Origin of the sequence: Gemmiger qucibialis, assembly GCF_027689445.1 — a bacterium.
GTDB lineage: Bacteria > Bacillota > Clostridia > Oscillospirales > Ruminococcaceae > Gemmiger > Gemmiger qucibialis.
On record NZ_JAQFEN010000009.1, the window covers coordinates 42,601 to 63,529 of the forward strand.

Genomic DNA, 20,929 nt, shown 5'->3' on the forward strand with positions numbered 1-20,929 from the left:
TGCGGCTGCCCTGCGGTCCATCGCCGCCGACTTTGCGCGGTTGTGCGGTGGGCCGCAAGGCTGTTTTTAAGAAAAGGAACCACCTTATGCAAAAGAAACAACTGCAAGCTTTGACGCTTGAACAAAAATGTGCGCTGCTTTCGGGCGCTACTACCTTTGGGACCCGTGCACTGCCGAAAAATAATATCCCGTCCATCACCCTATCCGATGGCCCGAACGGTGTGCGCAAGCAGGCGGGCGCGGCGGATCATCTGGGGCTGAACCCCAGTGTTCCGGCCACCTGCTTCCCCACGGCAGCCACTGTGGCGTGCAGCTGGGACCCCGCCCTGGGCGAGCAGATCGGCCAGGCCATGGGCGAAGAAGCCGCCGCGCAGGAAGTTGCCGTGTTGCTGGGGCCGGGCCTGAACACCAAGCGCAGCCCCCTCTGCGGCCGCAATTTTGAGTATTTCTCCGAGGATCCGTATCTTTCCGGCAAAATGGCCGCGAGCTATGTACGGGGCATCCAGTCCAACGGTATTTCGGCCTGCCCCAAGCACTTTGCCGTCAACAGCCAGGAACTGCGCCGCATGGCGTCGGATTCTGTGGTGGATGAACGCACGCTGCGGGAGCTGTACCTGACCGGATTCGAGATCGTGGTCAAGGAAGCAAAGCCCAAGACCATCATGAGCAGCTATAACCTCATCAACGGAACTTACGCCAACGAGAACCGCCACCTGTTAATGGACATCCTGCGCGGGGAGTGGGGCTTTGACGGCGCTGTGGTAACGGACTGGGGCGGCAGCAATGACCATGCCCTGGGCGTGCAGAACGGCTCCACGCTGGAAATGCCCGCCCCCGGCGGGGACGCGGTGCGCGAGCTGATGCAGGCTGTGCAGAGCGGCAAAATTACCGAAGCGGATGTGGACGCCCGGCTGGACGAGCTGCTGACGCTGGTGTTTGATACCCATGCCGCCGTGCAGTCCCACAGCCGCACCTTTGATGCGGACGCTCACCATGCCCTGGCCCGCCGCGCCGCAGCCGAAAGCATTGTGCTGCTGAAAAATGAGAACGACCTGCTGCCGCTGGCCGAGGGCGCAAAAGTTGCCGTGATCGGCGACTTTGCCCAGACACCGCGGTACCAGGGCGCTGGCTCCAGCGCGGTCAACTCCATCAAGGTGGATACCTTTTTGGACTGCCTGAAAGAGAGCGGCCTGGCCAGCGTGGGCTTTGCTCTCGGCTTTGACCGCCAGGGCAAACTGGATGCCGCCAAACAGGCCGAGGCTGTAGCTCTGGCCCAAAAGGCCGAAGTGGTGCTGCTCTGCCTGGGGCTGGATGAAATCAAGGAAAGTGAGGGTCTGGACCGCGGCGATATGAACCTTGCGGACAACCAGATCGAACTGTTAAAGGCTGTGCAGCAGGCCAACCCCAACACCGTTGTGGTGCTCAGCGCAGGGGCTTCGCTGGAAACCCCGTGGCTCAAACACTGCCGTACCCTGGTGTATGGTGCGCTGGGCGGCCAGGCGGGGGCGGGCGCCATGCTGGATGTGCTGACCGGCAAAGTGAACCCCAGCGGCAAGCTGGCCGAAACCTGGGTCAACGCCTATGCGGATACCCCCGCCAAGGATAACTTTGCCGGGCCGGGCCGCATGGTGCAGTACCGCGAGGGGCTGTATGTCGGCTACCGCTATTACCAGACCGCCGGTGTGCCGGTGGCATTCCCCTTTGGCTATGGGTTAAGCTACACCAGCTTTGCCTACAGCAATTTGCAGGCTGCGTCCAATGGCGTGACCCTGACCGTAACCAACACCGGCAAGCGCGCCGGAGCAGAGATCGTGCAGCTGTATGTGGCAAAACCCGGGGCAGAAGTGTTCCGCCCCGCACAGGAGCTGAAAGGCTTTGCCAAGGTGCAGCTGCAGCCCGGCGAAAGCAAGACCGTGACCATCCCGCTGGACGACAAGGCATTCCGCTACTGGAACACCAAGACCGACAGCTGGGAAGTGGAAGGCGGCAGCTATGAGCTGCGGGTCGGCGCGTCCAGTACGGACATCCGCCTGACCGCCGTGGTGGAAGTGACCGGTACCGGCGCACCCAACCCCTATGCGGGCAAGCATCTGCCGCACTATACCAGCGGCAAGGTGCAGAGCGTGCCGGATGACGAATGGGCCACCCTGCTGGGCCGCCCGGTGCAGCAGGGAAAAGTTAAAATTGACCGCAACATGACCCTGGGCGAGCTGAACCACAGCCGCAGCCCGCTGGGCTGGCTGATCTGGCTGGTGCTTACCGCACTGCTGAACGCCAGCTACAAGCGCGGCAAGCCGGACCTGAATGTGCTGTTCCAGTATAACATGCCGCTACGTGCCCTGGCCAAAATGACCAGCGGTGCCATCAGCATGGGCATGGTGGATGGCATTGTGATGGAATTACAGGGATTCTGGATCATCGGCCTTGTGCGGGTGATCATAGAAGCCGTGAAAAACCTGGTACTGAACGCACAGCTGGAACAGCGCCTGCGCAACAGCTGAGGAAAGAGAGGGGCTATTTATGCAGCTATGGAATAATTTTGCGGCAAAACACCCCGCCGCAGCCAAGTGGGTGCGCGAAGGCGGACTGTTTGTGATCGTATCCAACCTGGTTACGGTGTTCAAATACCTGCTGCTGCAATTTTTGCCGGCGGCGTTCAGCAGCCTGCCGGTGGTGGATTTTGGCTGGCCAGGCATCCCGGTCACGCTGTTTGGCGAAACCTTCCAGTGGAACATCCTGGGGTATGATTCCGCCCATGGCGGTCTGCCGTACTTTTGCGCCTACATGGTTGCCATGGTGGTGGGAGAATGCATAAACTTTCCCATCCAGCGCAACTTTGTGTTCCGCAGCAAGGGCAACCTGGCCAAGCAGATCGCCTGGTATGTGGTGGCGTTCTGCTTGATCACCTGCATCGTCAACTCCATCAACTGCGTGTGGGTGGCGGTTGCGGGCCTGCTGGTGCCGGATTTCATCTACAACATTGGCACCACCGTGCTCAATGGCGGCATTTCCATGGTGATCTTCTTCTTTGTGAACAAGATCATCTTCCCAGAGAGCGCACAGGCAAAATAAAGCCCGGCAGGATCACTGGTGCTTTTCCCGGTACTCGAATAGGGCGGCGGCACGGCACAGGAAAAAGTCCTTTGGATGGTATAAAAATGTGATTGCCAGCAACGGCGAAGATCTGAACGGATAAAGAAGAATGCTGCCTTTCCCTGATGTGGAGAAAGACAGCATTTTTATTGCGTTTTTCGGAAAGAGGTGAGCAGCGGCCCCTACAAATGGGTAACGGCTGGCCATAAAATGGCGCTATTACATGGTGTAGCGCTGTAGTGTGATGATATAAAACGGATGGGTGCATGGTGTGCGCCCCTACGGAATGACAACAAAACGCCCCCGCCCGTGCGGTAAATGAACTGCATAGGGCGGGGGCACCGTTATTTTACAAAGAAAACGCGCAGAGCGGAGATTTTAGGCAATACCGCACAATTCTAAGTGCCGCAGCCGCCGGAGCGGTGCTTGAGCCGTCAGGCGGGAATTGTGCGGTGTTGCCTTTACTGTTCCACGGCACCGGTGGGCAGCTGGGGAACAGCGGTCAGGATGCGCATGAACTCTTCGCCGGTGATGGTTTCTTTCTCGTACAGGTACTTGGCGATCTCGTCCAGCTTGCCGCGGTTTTCAATCAGCATCTGTTTGGCTTTTTCATGCTGCTGCTTGACGACTTCCACGACCTTATCGTCCACTGTGGCGGCTGTGCGCTCACTGCAGGCCAGGCTGGCATCACCGCCCAGGTAGGCGTTGTTCACGGTTTCCAGGGCAACCATGTCAAAGTCGTCGGTCATGCCGTAGCGGGTAATCATGGCGCGGGCCATCTTGGTGGCCTGCTCGATATCGTTGGATGCGCCGGTGGTGATGGAGTTGAACACCACTTCTTCGGCGGCACGGCCACCGGTCATGGTGGCAATTTTGGCCAGGATCTCTTCCTTGGTCATCAGGGTGTGGTCGCCGTCCTCTACCTGCATGGTGAAACCCAACGCGCCGGAAGTGCGCGGCACAATGGTGATTTTCTGCACGGGGGCGGAATGGCTCTGCAGGGCGGCAACCATGGCATGGCCGACTTCGTGGTAGGCCACGATGCACTTTTCTTTGTCGCTCAGGATCTTATTCTTTTTCTGGGCACCGGCCAGGATGGTATCCACGGCTTCCTGCAGGTCGTACTGGGTAACGGCCATGCGGTGGTGGCGCACAGCGCCCAGGGCGGCTTCGTTGATGATATTGGCCAGCTCGGCACCGGAAGCACCGGGAGTCATGCGGGCAACCACGGCAAAGTCACAGTCGGGGCCGATTTTGACCTTTTGAGCGTGCAGGCGCAGGATGCTTTCGCGGCCTTTCAGGTCGGGCAGCTCCACGGGCACACGACGGTCAAAGCGGCCGGGGCGGGTCAAAGCGGGGTCAAGGGATTCAGGACGGTTGGTGGCGGCCAGAATGATAACACCCTTGGCGGCGTCAAACCCGTCCATTTCGGTCAGCAGCTGGTTCAGGGTCTGCTCGCGTTCATCGTTGCCGCCCATACCGGAAGCACCGTCACGCTTTTTGCCGATGGTATCGATCTCATCAATAAAGACAATGCAGGGGGCTTTTTCGTTGGCCTGTTTGAAGAGGTCACGCACCTTGGAAGCGCCCATGCCGACGAACATCTCGACAAATTCAGAACCCGCAATGGAGAAGAAGGGAACACCGGCTTCGCCGGCAACAGCGCGGGCCAGCAGGGTTTTACCGGTGCCCGGGGGGCCGACAAGCAGAACGCCCTTGGGCATTTTGGCACCGATATCCTCGTAACGCTTGGGGTTATGCAGGAAGTCAACGATTTCCTGCAGGCTCTCTTTGGCTTCGTCCTCACCGGCAACATCGGCAAATTTGATGGACTTGCCATCCTCAACGACATACTGTTTGGCACCGGATTTGCCGCCGCCAAAAATCATGCTGTTGGCGCCGCCGGTCATTTCACCGACCCGCTTGCGCATCATGCGGTTGAACCAGACGATCAGGATGATCATGGGCAGCAGCGAGATGACCCAGCCCAGCAGGGTATCCACCCAGGTGGTCTGGTTGTACACCTTGCCAAAGGAAACGCCGGCGCTTTCCAACCGGTTGACCAGCTGCAGGTCCTGCGCAATGGAGTTGGTGCAGTAGGTGGTATCGTTTTTGTCCACAAAATAGATCTGCTGGTCCTGAATTTCAACGGTGCTCAGTTCGCCGCCTTCGAGCATGTTCAGGAAGGTGCCGTAATCGACCTGTTTGACCTGGCCTTTCATCATGGCGGGGAAGGCCCAGAAATTGAGCAGCAGCAACACCACAAGGATCACGGCATATACAATGCCGGTCGTCTTTTTGGGGTCGCGCGGCTGTTGGGTTTCGTGCATAACAATTCCTCCAGTTGGGGGCGGTAATAGGGGCCCCCGATAGATTCTATCATGAAGAATAAAAATGAACTGCGGATGAACAAGGCATGAAATAGCTGGAAATTCCGGTAAACTTTGCGTGAACAAGGGCAGTTTGTGGGCAAAAACAGGAATGCAGACCGCGTAACGACAGGGAAAAGTGAAAAGAATCTGAACGGTTTTCCACAAACAGAGGGGCTTCTTGTGGAAAACAAAAACGCGCGGCGGGGAGATAGGATGTTGATGACAGGATACCATGGTTGCAGCTCAGTATGCGGGACGATGCAGGCATCGTCCTCTACAAATCTTTATAACAAAAGCGGGGCGCTGCCAATCAGCAGTGCCCCGCTTAATTTTGTGTTATGCAGTTTTATCGCCCCAGGCGCACCGGCTCCGGAGGCTCCTGGCCGGGGCGCAGGTCCATCCACCAATAGGCAAGGTCCAGCCATTGGCCGAACTTGTACCCAGTGCGGGGTTCCACGCCGATTTTTTTGAAGCCGAGCGCCTTATGGAACGCGCAGCTCTCTTTGTTCTGGCCGGTCACAAGGGCAACGGCGTTGCAGTAGCCGCGCTGGCGCACGCCGTCCAGCAGGGCTTTGTACAGCCGCCCGCCAACCCCCTGGCCCACACAGTCGTGGGCGCAGTAAACGGTTAGCTCCACATCCCACGCATAAGCTGTGCGGCTGTGCCAGGGGTGAGCGCAGGCAAAGCCGCACAGCTTGCCCGCTGCATTGACGGCAACCAGGAACGGCGCGCGCTGCTGCACATAGGCGATATTTTCGCGCTGGAATTCCTCGGTACACAGGTCATACTGGAAAGTGGCCGTGGAGTGGGTGACATACCAGTTGTACAGCTCCGCCACGGCGGCGGCGTCCTCCGGCGCGGCATCCCGCAGGGTGATGGTGTTTTCAGCGGTCCACTGGGCGGCAAGGGCTTCCTTTTCGGGTTTTGGCAGCTTTTTCAGGGCGGCTTCCCGCTTCAGGGCGGCACTTTTATCGGTGCAGCGCTCGGCATAGGTCAGCTTAACGGCACCTTTGGCGTGGGTATACTTGGCACCGGCCTTGCCGCCCTTGTGGGCGCGCAGGCGGCGGGCAAGGTCATTGGTCCAGCCGGAATACAGGCTGCCATCCGCGCAGCGCACCATGTAGACCCAGGCGGAAGCCGGGTCTGGCTGGCAGTCCGCCGCGGTGCTGGGGCGGGGACCAAACTGCTCTAGAGTTTCGGCGCTCACTGTGCGCTCACCGGCCTTCCGGCGGCGCGCAGGGCACGGCGGCATGCCTCAATGGCATCCTCTTTGGTTTCCGCGGTGACAAGGAAACGGCTGGGGTGGCAGAACTTGAGAGCCAGGCCGCTCTTTTCGCGCAGGATCTCCTCCGGCTGGCCGCCCCATGCGGGCGGGAACGGCACCTTGCTGCGGCGGGTCTTGTAATCGGTTACGCACTGGGCGCTGTAGCCGCCGCGCTGGCTGGGGTAGACAACAAACAGGGCATCGGTTTTGTACAGGCCGTTTTTCCAGGGCATGTAGTCCGGCAGGACCACAATGCCGTCCTTGGAGTTCTTGTAGGCGTTCTGGACGGTCTCGTCCGCGCGGTTCACGGCGTTGGCTGCGGCAATCTCGTTTTCCAGCACCTGCTTGGCAAAGGGCACGGCGCGCCAGAAGCAGGCATCGGAATCTTCGCCGGAATCCCACACGGGGTTAAAGCTGCCGATGGCATCGGCCAGGGAGTTCTGTTCGCCGGTGTTATCGTTCAAGTCCAGGGGCTGAACAAAGTTTTCATCCAGCAGGCGAGCCTGGTGGGCACCCACCAGCTGGGCACCCAACACGCGCCACAGCAGGCCAAAGGCCGCATAGGGCACGCCGTTGGGGCGGCTTTCGCGCGGTTCCTGGTGGTGGTCAAACATACCGCAGCCCACATCGTACACAATGCCGTCAAAACCATCCGGCACAACAAAACCGCGGGTTACTTTGATATCCGGCCGCACAATCATCAGCAGCGCTGTGGCAAACACATCATCTGCATGGAACTTGCCGCCGTGAGTAAAACCTTTTGCAGGAATTTTCATAGAATAGCCTCCGTCTATGGGGTAAAATGATGATTAACTAATATTATAACATGAAAGCGTAGGTTGGTAAATGCAAAATCTGCGCGGGCGGGCCGGATTTGGAACAAGTGGCAGCATTTGGCCGAAAAACGGTGATTCACAACCGGCATAAAATATGATATACTAACCTAATATGCCCTTTTGCGGGCATACCGGACATTCGGTGCGTTGACGCGGAATGTTGACCGCAACTTAATGAACAAACAAAGCGAAGGAACTGGATACCCATGCAAAACATCAAAAAAACATTAAAAAGCAAGCGCTTCTGGCTTGGCACGGTGCTGCCATTTGCGCTGGCTGTGGCAGCGGCCTTTGTGGCGCGCTACCAGTTAGAAATTTCTGACGGCGCAACTGCCAACTACATGGCAGGGCAGTGGCCGGTATACGCACCGCTCAATGCGCTGACGGCGTTCTGCCTGACGCTGGTGGTGTTTGCCCTGTGCGGCAGCTGGGGCATTGCAACCGGCGTTTCCGGCCTGATTTTTACCGTGCTGGCGCTGGTCAACTATTACACGCGGGACCTGCATGGTTCCGCCCTGATGCCGCAGGACATCCTGAACCTGGGCACCGCGGCAGAGGTGATGGGCAGTTATACCCTGCACATTACCCAGACAGTTATTACCATTGCGCTGCTGTACATCCCGGTGCTGGTGGCTGCCGTTGTGCAGGTCAAACTGGCCGGCAAGCATAAGCGCAGCTGGAAACAGCGCGGCGCCCATGCGCTGGCTTGCGCCTGCGGCATTTTTGCGGTGTTGTATCTGGGGTATTTCAGCCCCAACCCCATCAAGCCCGCCGCCACTTACGGCTGGGCCTGGCAGGAAACCTATTATAAGTACGGCTACCTGGCGGGTAGCCTTGAAGCCGCCAGCCTGATGGTGGACCCCATCCTGCAGCCGGACGGCTACAGCGAGGACGCCGCCACCGAGGCCGCTGCAATGGCGCAGGACTATCAGGCCAGCCCCGAAACGGCAAACGAGCAGGACTACCCCGATGTGTTCCTGATCCTGTCCGAAAGCTTTTATGACTTTGACCTGGTAACGGACCTGCAGGCCGACCAGGAGATCATGCAGGTGACCAAAAACCTGCCCAACTCCATTTACGGCCACACCATCAGCCCGCATGTGGGCGGCGGCACCAACTCCAGCGAGTACGAGATGCTTTCCTCCAACTCGCTGATGCTGATGCCCTCCATCACACCGTTCAACTGGTTGAACCTGCACAAGGCAAACAGCCTGGTCAGCAACCTGAAAGATCTGGGGTATGCCACGCTGGCAGCCCACCCCTATACCAACTCCAACTACCGCCGCGATTCTGCCTGGCTGACGCTGGGCTTTGACGAGACCCACTTCCAGGATGATTTTCCGACCAAGGAAACCTATGGCAGCCGCCCCTACCAGACCGACAGCGCCACCTACCGCGACCTGGAAGGTTTGTATGAAGCAATGCCGGAGGACCAGCCGCGGTTTGTGTTCCTGGTTTCCATCCAGAGCCACGGCGATTACGATATGAACCCCCCGGAGGAGGATATCGTGCATGCCGCAACCGATTACGGCGAGTATGATTCCATCATGGATGAATACCTGAGCAACATCTATATGACCGACCGTGCCTTTGGTGAACTGACCGAATACCTAACCGAGCAGTACGAAAAGACCGGCCGCAAGGTGATTGTTGCCATGGCAGGCGACCACGCCCCCAGCTTTGTGGATCATGTGGCCGACCATACCTTTACCGATGAGAACAATTTGCAGATTTTGGAGCGCAGCACGCCCTACCTGATCTGGGCAAACTACCCGCTGGAAAACGCAGGCCAGACCAGCGCCACCGACGAGTACAACCGCATGGATATGTGCATGCTGGCTCCCACCCTGGTGGAAAATGCCGGGCTGCCGCTGACCCCGTATTACCAGTACCTGCTGGCACTCAAGCAGGTGGCCCCGGTGGTGACAGCCGCCAATGACTATATGGACGCGGACGGCGTGACCCACACCTACGGCGAGAATGCAGAGCTGGATGCCTGGGTGCATGGGTACTTCTATTTGGAGTATAACAACATCGGTGCCAAAGCAACCAGTCAGCAGAATTTGTTCCAGATGGAAAAGTAAGAAGCTGATAAGCAGACGTCAGCCAGGATTCCTCTGATTTAGGGCAACACCGCACAATTCCCGCCTTGCGGCTTAAGCACCGCTCCGGCGGCTGCGGCACGGCATCTGCGTTGCCAAAATGCTCGATAATGTCGGGTTGCGGTACCCGCATCGTGCTTCGGGGGCAAAAGTCCCTCGCACTCTGCGACCGCTGCCCCTGCTTCGGTTCGCTGTTTCCGCCACTGGCGGCGCTCACCTTTGCAGCATCCAGTATTATCTGCGCTTTTGGCTTAGCATCTGCCGCACTTCACTCGCCGTATCGGCACTTAGAATTATGCGGTATTGCCTTAGAAACAAAAACGGCAAGAAAAAATCTCCCCGCTGCAATGTGCTGATGCACAAAATGCAGCGGGGAGATTTTCGATTTCAGATACACTCTGGGCCGTTACACGGTGGCGGGCGCTTTCAGCACAAAGGTCTGTACGCCCCAGATCACCAGAACAACAATGCCGAGCGCGATGCGGTAAACGCCGAACGCGGTGAAGGTGTGGCGCTTGACGTAATCCATCAGGAAGCGGATGGCGATGATGGAAACGATAAAGGCAACCACACAGCCAACGATCAGCACAACGGTCTGATCCAGCGTGAAGCTGTTGCCCTTGCCAAAGAACTTGACCAGCTTGAGCAAACTGGCACCGGCCATGACCGGGATGGCAAGGAAGAAGGTGAACTGGCTGGCAGCCGGGCGGGACATGCCGCACAGCATGCCGCCCAGAATGGTGGAGCCGCTGCGGGAGGTGCCGGGAATCAGGGAGAGCACCTGCCAGCAGCCAACCTTGAACGCCTGCGGGTAAGTAATGCGGGAAAGCTTGGTGGTGGTGGGCACCCGCGGGCGGCGCTCGATCAGGATAAAGGCAACGCCGTACACAATCAGCATCAGGGCAACCACCACGCTGTTATACAGGTGGGCGTCCATCCAGTCGTCCAGCAGAATGCCCAGCACGGCGGCGGGCACGCAGGCTGCAATAATTTTGAACCACAGCCGGACCACGGGCCAGCGCAGGTGGGCGGCAAAGCCGGTATCGCGGCCATTATCCTTGCAGAACGGCCACAGTTTGTGGAAATACAGCACCACAACAGCCAGAATAGCACCCAGCTGGATGACAACGCGGAACATTTCCATAAAATCTTCCGTATAGCCAAACTTCAGCACCTGCTCGGCAAGGATCATATGCCCGGTGCTGGAAATCGGCAGCCATTCGGTGATGCCTTCAATCACACCGTAAATGACGGATTTCAGAATTGAAAGAAACAGGTCCATCTTTTTTCCTCCCCTTGGCGGGATCACTCCCGGCCAGCAATACAAATATATAGTAGCACACTTTACGTGATATTGCACCCTGCCGCTGTATAATTTACACTTTTGCTCCAAAACAACAGGCAAAAGCGGTTGCCGTTTTGGCAAAATGCTCCTATAATAGAAGTGTGGCTTTTGCCGTATCAGTGGGAAAAGTTAGAATGTGTATAGAGAATAGAGGATATTACAAAATGTATAAAACTGTAGTGTTTGACCTGGATGGTACGCTGCTGAACACCCTGACTGACCTGGCGGATGCCGGCAACCGGCTGTGCCGGAAATATGGCTGGCCCACCCATGAGCGCCAGGCGTACCGCTATTTTGTGGGCAACGGGATCCCTAAACTGGTGGAGCGCCTGGCCCCGGCAGACCAGCGCACCCCGGCGGTGCTGGAAGCGGCCCTGGCGGATTTTAAGCGGGATTATGGCCAGCACCTGCGGGACACCACCGCACCGTACCCCGGCATCCCCGAAATGCTGGCAAAGCTGAAAGCGAACGGCGTGCAGCTGGCGGTGTTTTCCAACAAGGCGGATGCGCTGGCAAAAGAGGTCGTCAAGGATTATTTCGGCACGCAGTATTTTACGATCGTGCGCGGCCAGATGACCGGCGTGGCCCCCAAGCCCGCCGCCGAGGGCACGAACGCCCTGCTGCAGGCCCTGCATGCCGACCCGGCCAGCACCCTGTATGTGGGGGACAGCAACGTGGATGTGGAAACCGCCCACAATGCGAACCTGCCCTGCTGCGGGGCGGTGTGGGGGTTCCGCACGCGGGAGGAACTGAATGCGGCCGGGGCGGAATACCTGGCAGAAAACAGCGATGAACTGTATGACGTTATCATGAAATAACTGCGAAATTGCGGTGGGAGGAACTGTAAAATGATTGCGCAGCGCTATAAAGATATGCTTAGCGGCAAGTCCGTTATTCGCCAAATCTCCGAGTGGAGCACGGCTCGCGGGACCGAGATCGGCTATGAAAATGTGTTTGATTATTCGCTGGGCAACCCTTCGGTGCCCTGCCCGGAGCACTTTACCAAAACCTGCATCGATCTGCTGCAGACCAAGGAGCCGGTGACGCTGCATGGCTACAGCCCCACGCTGACCATCCCCGCCGTGCGCAAGGCGGTGGCCGAAAGCCTGAACCGCCGCTTTGGCATGGACTACGGTATGGAGCATATCTTTATGGCAACGGGTGCTGCCGGTGCGCTGGCCCACGCCATGCGCTGCGTGGCGGTGCCGGGGCAGGATATTATCACCTTTGCGCCGTTCTTCCCGGAATACAAGCCATATGTGGAGGGCGCGGGCCTGAATCTGAAGGTCGTTCCGCCCCGCACGAAGGATTTCCAGATTGACTTTGACGCATTTGACGCGATGCTGGATGAGAACACCGCCGCCGTGCTGATCAACACCCCCAACAATCCCTCCGGCGCAGCCTACAGCGCCGAGACGCTGACCGGCCTGGCCGACCGCCTGCGCGCCGCCAGCGCCAAGTATGGGCACCGAATCTTTTTGATCTCGGATGAGCCGTACCGCGAAATCATGTTCGGCGGGCAGCCCATCCAGTACGTCGCCAAGTTCTATGACGATACGTTGACCTGCTATTCGTTCAGCAAGAGCCTGAGCCTGCCGGGCGAGCGCATCGGCTATGTGGCTGCGAACCCGCGCTGCGAGGACGCCGAGTATATTGTGCCCATGTGCGGCCAGATCAGCCGCGGAACCGGCCACAACTGCCCGGCATCACTGATCCAGCTGGCCGTGGCCGAATGTCTGGACGAAACCAGCGACTTGGGCGTGTACGAAACCAACATGGAGCTGATTTACGCCGAGCTGAAAAAGCTGGGCTTTACCGTGGTTAAACCCTCCGGCACCTTCTATATCTTCCCCAAAGCGCTGGAGGAGGACGCCAATGCGTTCTGCAAAAAGGCCATGAAGTATGACCTGGCGTTGGTTCCCGGCGACAGCTTTGGCTGCCCCGGCTACTTCCGCATGGCGTACTGCATTGATACCGAGAAGGTCCGCCGCAGCTTTGCCGCACTGGAAAAATTTGTGGCGGAAGAATACGGGAAATGAATTCCGTTCGGGCCGCGCCCGCCCGCAGTGGGAAGCAAAGCCCGAAACATACGATTTTGACACCATAAACGGGAGGTCTGCACAATGCCGCAACAAAAACGTCCGGCGCAGGGACCCAAGCGCCGCCCTGCACCCGCTGCCAGGAGCAGCAATATGCAGCGCCGCCGCGCTGTTTCACGCAAACAGAACCGCCGCGTGCATGCCCTGATCACCTTGATTTTCTGCATTGCCGTGTTTATTTTGGTGTGCGCAGGCTGCTTTTTGCTGGTAAAAACCGATGGCACCATTACCAACAAGCCCAACCAGAGCCAGGGGGATTCCAGCTCCACCGCGCCCGACGGTGCAGACAGCACCACGGATGGCGACAGCCAACAGGAACAGCCCACCATGACCGAGGAAGAACAGCGCATTGCCGATGCCACCGCAACGGCGTCCGCAAACTGCACCAAGGATGCCCCGCAGGTGGTGGACCCGGCGCTTTGGGATGAGCGCGGCAAAGCCTTGATGGAACAGCTGGCTGCCGATGAATTTTACCAGAGCGAGGGGCTGAAATACAGTGCCAAAGATGGCTGCCCCTATATGATCGCGGTCAACCGCGCGGCTTCTACCGTGACGGTACTGGCGCTGGACGATGAGGGTAACTACACCAAGCCGTATATGGCCATGGTGTGCTCCGGCGGCGCGGATACCCCGCTGGGATTCTTTGCAACGCCGGTCAATTATGACTGGCGGCTGCTGGCCGGGCCGAGCTATGGCCAGTACGCTACCCGCATCTGGGATTCCTATCTGTTCCACACTGTGCCGTATTACAGCCAGCACAAGGACGATATCGAGTACGACCAGTTCAACCAGCTGGGCACCCAGGCCAGCCTGGGCTGTATCCGGCTGTTGGTCTGTGATGTAAAGTGGATCTATGATAACTGCCCCATCGGCACCCGCGTGGTGATCTATGATAACGCCGATGACCCCGGCCCCATGGGAAAGCCCGGCACCATTTACACCGACCCGACGGACGAGAGCAAGCGCGGCTGGGACCCCACCGACCCGGATTCCGCCAACCCGTGGGATGCAGCATTCCGCAGCGGTACAGCTATCCGCAGCGAGGCAGCCTGGAACGAATGGAACGACGCCCAGAACGATGGCCGCTGGAACGGCACCATCAACCCCACTGACCTGCAGGGCTGGAGCACCGATTCCAGCGTTGAGGGCACCCGCGGATAACACACCATAGGGGTTAGGGCAATACCGCACAATTCCCGCCTAGCGGCTTAAGCACCGCTTCGGCGGCTGCGGCACGGCATCTGCGTTGCCAAAATGCTCAATAAGACATCCAGTATTATCTGCGCTTTTGGCTTAGCAGCTGCCGCACCTCGCTCGCCGTATCGGCACTTAGAATTATGCGGTATTGCCTTAGGTTTTACCAGGTTTTCACCAAGAAGCACTTGTTCTGCCCGGCGAATTGGGATATAATAAAAGGGTTACAAACAGCTTTACCTGCCATGGAGGGCAATGAATGATGAAACTGGCAAAACGTGCAGCTGCACTTGTGCTGGCAGCGGTTCTGGCGCTCAGCCTGACCGCCTGCAGCCCCAAGGAAGTAGCAAGCAATCTGATTTTGAAAACGGCAGACCTGCTGGGCCTGCGTGAAGAAGGTTCCGATGACGATGAGGCGGACGAAATTGTGGCGCAGCCCGGCGGTGAGGTGAACTTCCCGGATGGGCTGCAGGATACCTCGGTCCACTGGAACCAACAGGTGCAGGATGGAACGCTGTATGTTGCGTTTAACAGCATCCAGAACCGCAACACCGAGTATTTTGTGGCGGGTTCCGATACCGTGCAGGTAACGGGCTATGGCACCACCGAATCCACCGGTATTCTGGAGTTCAAGGTGGCGCTGTGGGAACTTTCGGAGGATAAGGCAACCACTTCCTATGTGGCGGGCACCACGGTGTATTTCCCGACCGGCGGGGAGTGCAGCACCTATACCATCTCCGGCTTGACCCCCGGCAGGCTGTACAAGGCCAATGTCAGCTATGACTCTGGTATGTTCTACATTACCGGCGGCGTGAAAATTGAGGGCATTGGCAGCGATGACCTGGTTGCCCCGGATGCAGAATAACCAAAAATGAAGCGTGCCCCGGCGCAGCGGTCAACGCAGACCGACGCCGGGGCATTTTGCGGATATGACTGAAACAAAAAAGGAATCAAAAGATGAACTTTGATAAAAAACAGCTGCGCAACACCCTGCTGCTTCTGCTGGGGGCGCTGATCTGGGGCACAGCCTTTGTGGCGCAAAGTGTGGGCAGCGGCTATGTGGGGCCGTATACCTTTTTGGCGGCCCGCAGCTGGCTGGCCTGCGCATTTTTGATCGTGCTGGTTTTGCTGCGCCGCGGCAAGGCCCGCAAAGCGGATCCCGGTGTTCCGTTCTGGATCAACGGCCGGATGCTGCTGCGGGGCGGTGTGTTCTGCGGCATTGCGCTGTTTGCGGCTTCGGCGGCACAGCAGATCGGCATTGGCACCACCAGCACGGCCAAGGCGGGCTTTTTGACGGCGCTGTATGTGGTGCTGGTACCGCTGCTGGGGGTGTTTTTTGGGCGGCGGCCGGGGGTCAAACTGGGAATCTGCGCCTGCATCAGCCTGGCGGGGCTTTACCTGCTGTGCCTGGCGGGGCACGATACCCTGACCCTGACCGGCGGCGAATGGATGCTGCTGCTCTGCTCGCTGCTGTTTGCGTTCCAGATTATGCTGGTGGATCATTACAGCCCCAGGCTGGACGGTGTGCAGCTGAGCTTTGCGGAATTTTTTGCAACGGCGGTTCTTTCCACTATTTTTATGTTTGTGTTTGAAACGCCGACCTTTGCCCAGATCCAGGGGGCGGCGGTATCTATTGCTTACTGCGGCATTTTGTCCAGCGGTGTGGCCTACACGCTGCAAATTGTGGGCCAGAAAGAACTTGACCCCACCATTGCCAGCATGGCCATGTGCATGGAAAGCGTGTTCAGCGCCCTGGCCGGCTGGCTGATTTTGGGCCAGACCCTTTCCGGCGTAGAACTGGCAGGGTGCGCTTTGATGTTTGCGGCAATTATTGGGGCGCAGATACCGGAGAAAGTTAGGAGTTAGCAAAACGCGCACAGCGCCGATAAATATCGGGCGCTGTGCGCGTTTTTTGTATGATGACGAGGAAGAAAATGTGTTGAAGGGGAAGAAAGGTGAAATTTTGCCGCGAACAGAAAAAGAGATTTGTAGGGGACGATGCTTGCATCGTCCCGTGGGGCGGGCCGTAACGTGGGCAGGTGGTACAATTTTATGATGTCTCTCTGCGGCGGGATGAGGGCATCCCGCCCTACAGATATGATTTATGGTACACTCTGTAATAAAGATGGCGGGCGCACAATGTGCGCCCCCTATGGTTTCTATAAACCAAAAGGTAATACATAGAATGCAGAACTCTGCGGTCCACCGAAATTATTCTTTATTATTATTTATTATTATTTATTCTTTTTTCATTCAAACAAAAACGCGCCCTCCCTTGCGGGAAGGCGCATTTGATTTAATCGTGCCGGATGGCCTCCAGGGCGCTGATGCGAACGGCGCGGCTGGCGGGAACGATGCCGGAAAGCAGGCCCACCACCACGGCAAAGCCGATGGCAGCCAGCACCAGCCAGATAGGAATGATGGACATGACGGTTCCGCTGCCGGAATCAGACATGTACATTCCACCGCCGTAATACATCGAATCGCTGCTGCCCATCAGGGAGCTGAGGTCGATGGTGGCGTTGATGCCCAGCTTCATCAGCAGGGTGTTCAGGCCGTATACGATCATCGTCATGTTGTTCATGCCAAAGCTGATGATGTAGCTTAAAATCGTACCGGCTACGCCGCCGATAAAGCCGATCATACCGCTTTCAATCAGGAACATCCGCCGGATGTTGCCAATCTCGCAACCCAGAACTTTCATCACGCCGATCTCACGGGTGCGCTCGTAAATGGCCATCGTCATGGTGTTGGCGATGTTCAGCGCGGCAACAAACAGGCTGATGGCCGCCAGACCCGCCAGGCGCAGCTGGCGCTGTGCGGTCTGCTGCTGCATCTGCTTGCGGTAATCCACCATGGAGCTGATCTGGTAGCCTTCCTCTTTTAAGGTATCGCAGATCTTATCCACATTCTTGATGTCATCGACCTTAATGTACACTTCGTTATAGGTCACTTTTTTGGGGTTAAAATCCGTTTTGGCCAGCTTGCTGTAGGCTTCGCTCAGCATCAGAAGGTCGTTCAGGCGGAAAGTAATGCCGTATTGCAGCATGTAATCCTCGGATTCTTCCGAGACAACGCCAACGATTTTGAGCTTGTAGCTCTGGGTCTTGGGGCTCTCGGTGTCACCATTGGTCAGGGTCAGGGTAAAGGTATCCTTGGTAGCATCCACAAAGGGCGGCAGCTGGTTGCCGTTGGCATCGGTTTCGCCGCTCCAGCGCTGGCGTTTGGAGCTGTTTTGGCTGCGGCGGGTATCCTCAAACTGATACAAAAACTCCTTGCCCACCACAACGGGGATCACATCCTTGCCGTAATTCACGCCGCTTTTGGGCCAGTCGCCGCTTTCCAGCTTGTTGTCCAGCAGGGGCATGGTGTCCGGGTCCAGGCCGAGAACGCTCCATACATAACTGGCGCGGTAGCGGTTGTTTTTGCCTGCTTCTACATACAAGTTCAGGTCCGGCTGGTAATAGGGGGTGACAGCCGTAACGTGGTCGATCTTGCGGAACCGCTGGACGGCTTCGTTATCCAGCTTGACCTCCTGCCCATTGATGTTCTGGCTGCCGTAGTTGTATACCTCAATCTTGGTCAGGCCGCCCATATTTTTGAGCATTTCGTCGTTGTTATGGCTTTCCGCAATGCCCATGGAGATCATAACGATAACCGCACAGATGCCCACAACGACGCCCACAACGGTCAGTGCCGTGCGGCCCTTGCGGCGGGACAGGTTGGTGACAGCCAGCCCGATCTGGTCAGATATCTTCATCGTTGCCTTCCTCCAGCTTGGCAAGTGCGGCGGCCTTCTTCTTTTTGCGTACCACCACAACGATCACAACTACCACCACGATCACAGCAGCGCCGATTGCCAGATAGGCCCACAGGGGCAGGCCGGTCTGCTGGGGCTGCATGTCATCCATGTTAGAGTCCATATCGCCAGAATTGCCGTAGTCCATGGCCGGCTGAACAGAGAAGGAAAAATCTTTGCTGACGGTTTTCAGGATGCCGTTGGTGTCCTCATAGGTCAGGGTGATGGTACCGTTGCAGGTGCCTTCCTGGGTGGGGGTCATGTCAAAATCCACGCTGTTGGAGGAACCGGCGTTCAGGTTGCCAATGTACTGCACAGTGGTGTCGGCGCCCAGGTTATCGCCGGAAAGGGTGGCTTCCAGGTTGGAAAGGGCGTCGCGGCCCTTGTTGACAAAGTTCAGGGTGACGGAAGCGGAATCGCCCAGCGTAATGCTGTCGCTGAGTTCAAGCTGGCCCAGCTCAAAGCGGTCCGGCTGAGATACCGGAACCGAGATGGTGGTGGACATACCGGTAACGGCCTTGTTGGTGTCGGCACCGGTACCCACACTGTTCACGGTAATGTTGGCCACGCCGCCGGTAAAGCCGGCGCTGGGGGTCAGGCTGAAGCTGACATCACGGGTGGACTTGGGGGCCATGGTGCCCAGATAGCTGCTCAGGCTGCCGCTGGTCATGGTGATGCCGTCCGGCAGGGTCAGCGAGATGACCACATCGTTCAGGTTCTCCTGGCCGCCGGTGGCGTACAGGGTCAGGGTCAGGGTAAAGGGCGTCCCGGCCACAACCGCTTCATTGCCGTAGCTGGAAGCGCGGATCATCAGGTTGGGGGTATCGGGGTCTTCGTCCACGCACTGGCCCAGGGTAACGCTGAGCTGCTGCATCGCCATGGTGGAATTCAGGTAGCTCAGGTTGATGGGCACGCTGTTGCCGCCGCCGTTGTAGATCACATCGCGGAACAGCAGTACATAGCTGTAGTAACCGGCACCGTTGGCGTCGGTTTCCTCGTACAGCTGGCCAACTTCGGCGTTGCCGGTAAAGGTGAACGCGGAGGAGTTGATGCGGGCAGAGATCTGGTCCGCGGGAATGAAGTTGTTGTAAGCACCGTAATCCGCCACGCGCAGAATCAGGTTAAACCGGCTGTCCCGGTCAATGGTGGTGATCTCGCCGCCTGCGGCATCGGTCACGGTCTGAGCAATGATATAGGCCGAGCCGCTGTTGTTGGGGGCACTCTGGCCGTTGTCCGTCGGGGCGGGGGTCACGGTAGGCTCGGCGGTTGCTGTCGGTACAGGGGTAGAGGTTACGTCTTCGGCCAGGGCGGGCATGGCAGCCACGCTGCCGAAGAGCATTACGGCCGCCAGCAGGGCGGCAAAACGGGAAGCTTTTTTCACTCCGGGGTCCTCCTTAAATTGATTCCATCTTTTTCTATGGGCAACACCGCACAATTCCCGCCTAACGGCTTAAGCACCGCTCCGACGGCTGCGGTACGGCATCTGCGTTGCCAAAATGCTCGATAAGACATCCAGTATTATCTGCGCTTTTGGCCTAGCAGCTGCCGCACCTCGCTCGCCGTATCGGCACTTAGAATTATGCGGTATTGCCTATGGCTTTGATATTCCTGAATGAGTGGGCAAAATTTACGGTTTGGGTTGTTCGGGCTGCTGGGCTGCGGCAGCAGGGGCTGCGTAAGAGGCAAGCTCGGCTGCGGTTTTCTGGTGAACTTCGCCGCTGGCAGAGTCGCCGCCGATCCGCATGTTGCCCTCCAGGCTGGCGAACAGGGCTTCGCGGTTGCGCTCCCTTGTGGCGGGATCCTGCACCACATCGGACTGCACCTTGCCGTCCAGAATGGTAATAATGCGGTCTGCACAGGAGGCCAGCTCCGGTTCATGGGTGACCATGACAAAGGTGGTGCCCATCTGCTTGGATATTTGCAGCATGCGGTAGAGCACCTGTTTGGATGTGATAGAGTCCAGGTTGCCGGTGGGTTCGTCCGCAAAGATCACGCGCGGCTTGCTGACAAAGGCGCGGGCGATGCCCACGCGCTGCTGCTGGCCGCCGCTCATCTCGGTGGGCATGTGTTCGGCACGGCCGCCAAGGCCCATGTTTTTTAACTCTTTGCGGGCCATGGCAAGGCGCTGGGAGCGGGAAATGCCCTTGAACATCAGCGGCAGAGCAACGTTTTCGGCCGCCGTCATGGTGGGCAGCAGGTTGTAGCTCTGAAAAATAAAGCCCAGGTGTGCCTGGCGGAACTTGGCCAGCTCATCTTCGGTCATAGCGCTGATCTCGTGCGAACCGATGAATACCTTGCCGCGGGTCGGTTTTTCCAGCCCGGCCAGCTGATTCAGCAGGGTGCTTTTGCCACTGCCGGACTGGCCCACGATGCAGCAGAATTCCCCTTTTTCAATGGAGATAGAAACATCGTTCAGGGCAACGACCCGTTCTTTGCCTACGGCATACACCTTGCGCAGGTTGACGGTATGGATAATGGGTGCCATTTCAGCCCTCCCTTTTTGACAAAATCCTATACCTCTATACTATATCACATTTTACCCCCGGCGGAAAGGGGGCGGAGTTGTAAAATTGCGGTAGGGCGAAGGAAGTAGTTAGGAGTTAGGAGGGAGGAGGGAGGAGTTAATTAGGAATTAGAAATTAGGAATTGGGGCGGGGAAAGGTGGTGGGTAGGGCGGCCAGCCCTCTGGCCGCCGGAAAAGGGGGGCTGCAAAGGTTCGGTAGGGCGGGGTCACCTGACCCCGCCGGTGCGTGGGGAATGGAGCAAAATAAATTTGTGATGAATCATGAAACTATATGTAGGGGACGGCGTCCTCGACGTCCCGG

At 57.8% G+C, this 20,929-nt stretch carries 16 protein-coding genes; 8 read left to right on the forward strand and 8 right to left on the reverse strand.

The annotated features are described in order from the left end of the window. Positions 1-86: 86 nt before the first annotated feature. Positions 87-2,501 carry a glycoside hydrolase family 3 C-terminal domain-containing protein gene (locus PG062_RS12125; RefSeq protein ID WP_270752482.1) on the forward strand — a complete coding sequence of 805 codons (2,415 nt, stop codon included), beginning with the start codon at positions 87-89 and terminating at the stop codon, positions 2,499-2,501. Between the two features lie 19 nt (positions 2,502-2,520). Further along, positions 2,521-3,072, forward strand: coding sequence for a GtrA family protein (locus PG062_RS12130; RefSeq protein ID WP_270752483.1), 552 nt, complete (start codon positions 2,521-2,523; stop codon positions 3,070-3,072). A 12-nt stretch (positions 3,073-3,084) separates the two neighbouring features. Here PG062_RS12130 and PG062_RS12135 read toward each other — a convergent pair whose 3' ends face one another. The 4 genes from PG062_RS12135 to PG062_RS12150 all read right to left on the reverse strand — a co-directional run bounded on the left by PG062_RS12135 (position 3,085) and on the right by PG062_RS12150 (position 7,505). Then, positions 3,085-3,300 carry a hypothetical protein gene (locus PG062_RS12135; protein WP_270752484.1) on the reverse strand — a complete coding sequence of 72 codons (216 nt, stop codon included), beginning with the start codon at positions 3,298-3,300 and terminating at the stop codon, positions 3,085-3,087. A 254-nt stretch (positions 3,301-3,554) separates the two neighbouring features. Then, positions 3,555-5,423, reverse strand: a complete 1,869-nt coding sequence (gene ftsH, locus PG062_RS12140; protein ID WP_270752485.1) for an ATP-dependent zinc metalloprotease FtsH — start codon at positions 5,421-5,423, stop codon at positions 3,555-3,557. 388 nt (positions 5,424-5,811) lie between these two features. Beyond that, complete coding sequence (locus PG062_RS12145; protein ID WP_270752486.1) at positions 5,812-6,717, reverse strand: GNAT family N-acetyltransferase; 906 nt, start codon at positions 6,715-6,717, stop codon at positions 5,812-5,814. Then, complete coding sequence (locus tag PG062_RS12150) at positions 6,669-7,505, reverse strand: MYG1 family protein (RefSeq protein ID WP_270752487.1); 837 nt, start codon at positions 7,503-7,505, stop codon at positions 6,669-6,671. The genes PG062_RS12145 and PG062_RS12150 overlap by 49 nt, the downstream gene beginning before the upstream one ends. 266 nt (positions 7,506-7,771) lie before the next feature. Here PG062_RS12150 and PG062_RS12155 point away from each other — a divergent pair, with 266 nt between their 5' ends. After that, positions 7,772-9,649: an LTA synthase family protein gene (locus PG062_RS12155; RefSeq protein WP_270752488.1), complete on the forward strand. Its 1,878-nt coding sequence runs from the start codon at positions 7,772-7,774 to the stop codon at positions 9,647-9,649. Positions 9,650-10,073: 424 nt separating this feature from the next. Here PG062_RS12155 and PG062_RS12160 read toward each other — a convergent pair whose 3' ends face one another. Then, positions 10,074-10,949, reverse strand: a complete 876-nt coding sequence (locus PG062_RS12160) for an undecaprenyl-diphosphate phosphatase (protein WP_270752489.1) — start codon at positions 10,947-10,949, stop codon at positions 10,074-10,076. Positions 10,950-11,176: 227 nt separating this feature from the next. Between PG062_RS12160 and PG062_RS12165 the strand changes: the two genes are divergently transcribed. The 5 genes from PG062_RS12165 to PG062_RS12185 all read left to right on the forward strand — a co-directional run bounded on the left by PG062_RS12165 (position 11,177) and on the right by PG062_RS12185 (position 16,171). Beyond that, positions 11,177-11,830, forward strand: a complete 654-nt coding sequence (locus tag PG062_RS12165; protein ID WP_114000369.1) for an HAD family hydrolase — start codon at positions 11,177-11,179, stop codon at positions 11,828-11,830. 30 nt (positions 11,831-11,860) lie between these two features. Next, positions 11,861-13,051 (forward strand): pyridoxal phosphate-dependent aminotransferase, encoded by a 1,191-nt coding sequence (locus PG062_RS12170; protein ID WP_270752490.1) that lies wholly within the window; start codon positions 11,861-11,863, stop codon positions 13,049-13,051. An 84-nt stretch (positions 13,052-13,135) separates the two neighbouring features. Further along, entirely contained in the window at positions 13,136-14,272 is a 1,137-nt protein-coding gene (locus PG062_RS12175) for a L,D-transpeptidase (RefSeq protein ID WP_270752491.1), read from the forward strand. A gap of 292 nt (positions 14,273-14,564) precedes the next feature. Next, positions 14,565-15,170: a hypothetical protein gene (locus PG062_RS12180; protein ID WP_113999852.1), complete on the forward strand. Its 606-nt coding sequence runs from the start codon at positions 14,565-14,567 to the stop codon at positions 15,168-15,170. A gap of 92 nt (positions 15,171-15,262) precedes the next feature. Further along, positions 15,263-16,171, forward strand: a complete 909-nt coding sequence (locus PG062_RS12185; RefSeq protein ID WP_270752492.1) for a DMT family transporter — start codon at positions 15,263-15,265, stop codon at positions 16,169-16,171. Positions 16,172-16,601: 430 nt separating this feature from the next. Here PG062_RS12185 and PG062_RS12190 read toward each other — a convergent pair whose 3' ends face one another. The 3 genes from PG062_RS12190 to PG062_RS12200 form a co-directional block, all read right to left on the reverse strand. Beyond that, positions 16,602-18,065, reverse strand: a complete 1,464-nt coding sequence (locus PG062_RS12190; protein ID WP_270752493.1) for an ABC transporter permease — start codon at positions 18,063-18,065, stop codon at positions 16,602-16,604. Further along, entirely contained in the window at positions 18,052-19,485 is a 1,434-nt protein-coding gene (locus PG062_RS12195) for a COG1361 family protein (RefSeq protein ID WP_270752494.1), read from the reverse strand. Before PG062_RS12195 ends, PG062_RS12190 begins: the two co-directional genes overlap by 14 nt. A gap of 246 nt (positions 19,486-19,731) precedes the next feature. Next, complete coding sequence (locus tag PG062_RS12200; RefSeq protein WP_270752495.1) at positions 19,732-20,589, reverse strand: ABC transporter ATP-binding protein; 858 nt, start codon at positions 20,587-20,589, stop codon at positions 19,732-19,734. Between the last annotated feature and the right edge of the window lie 340 nt (positions 20,590-20,929).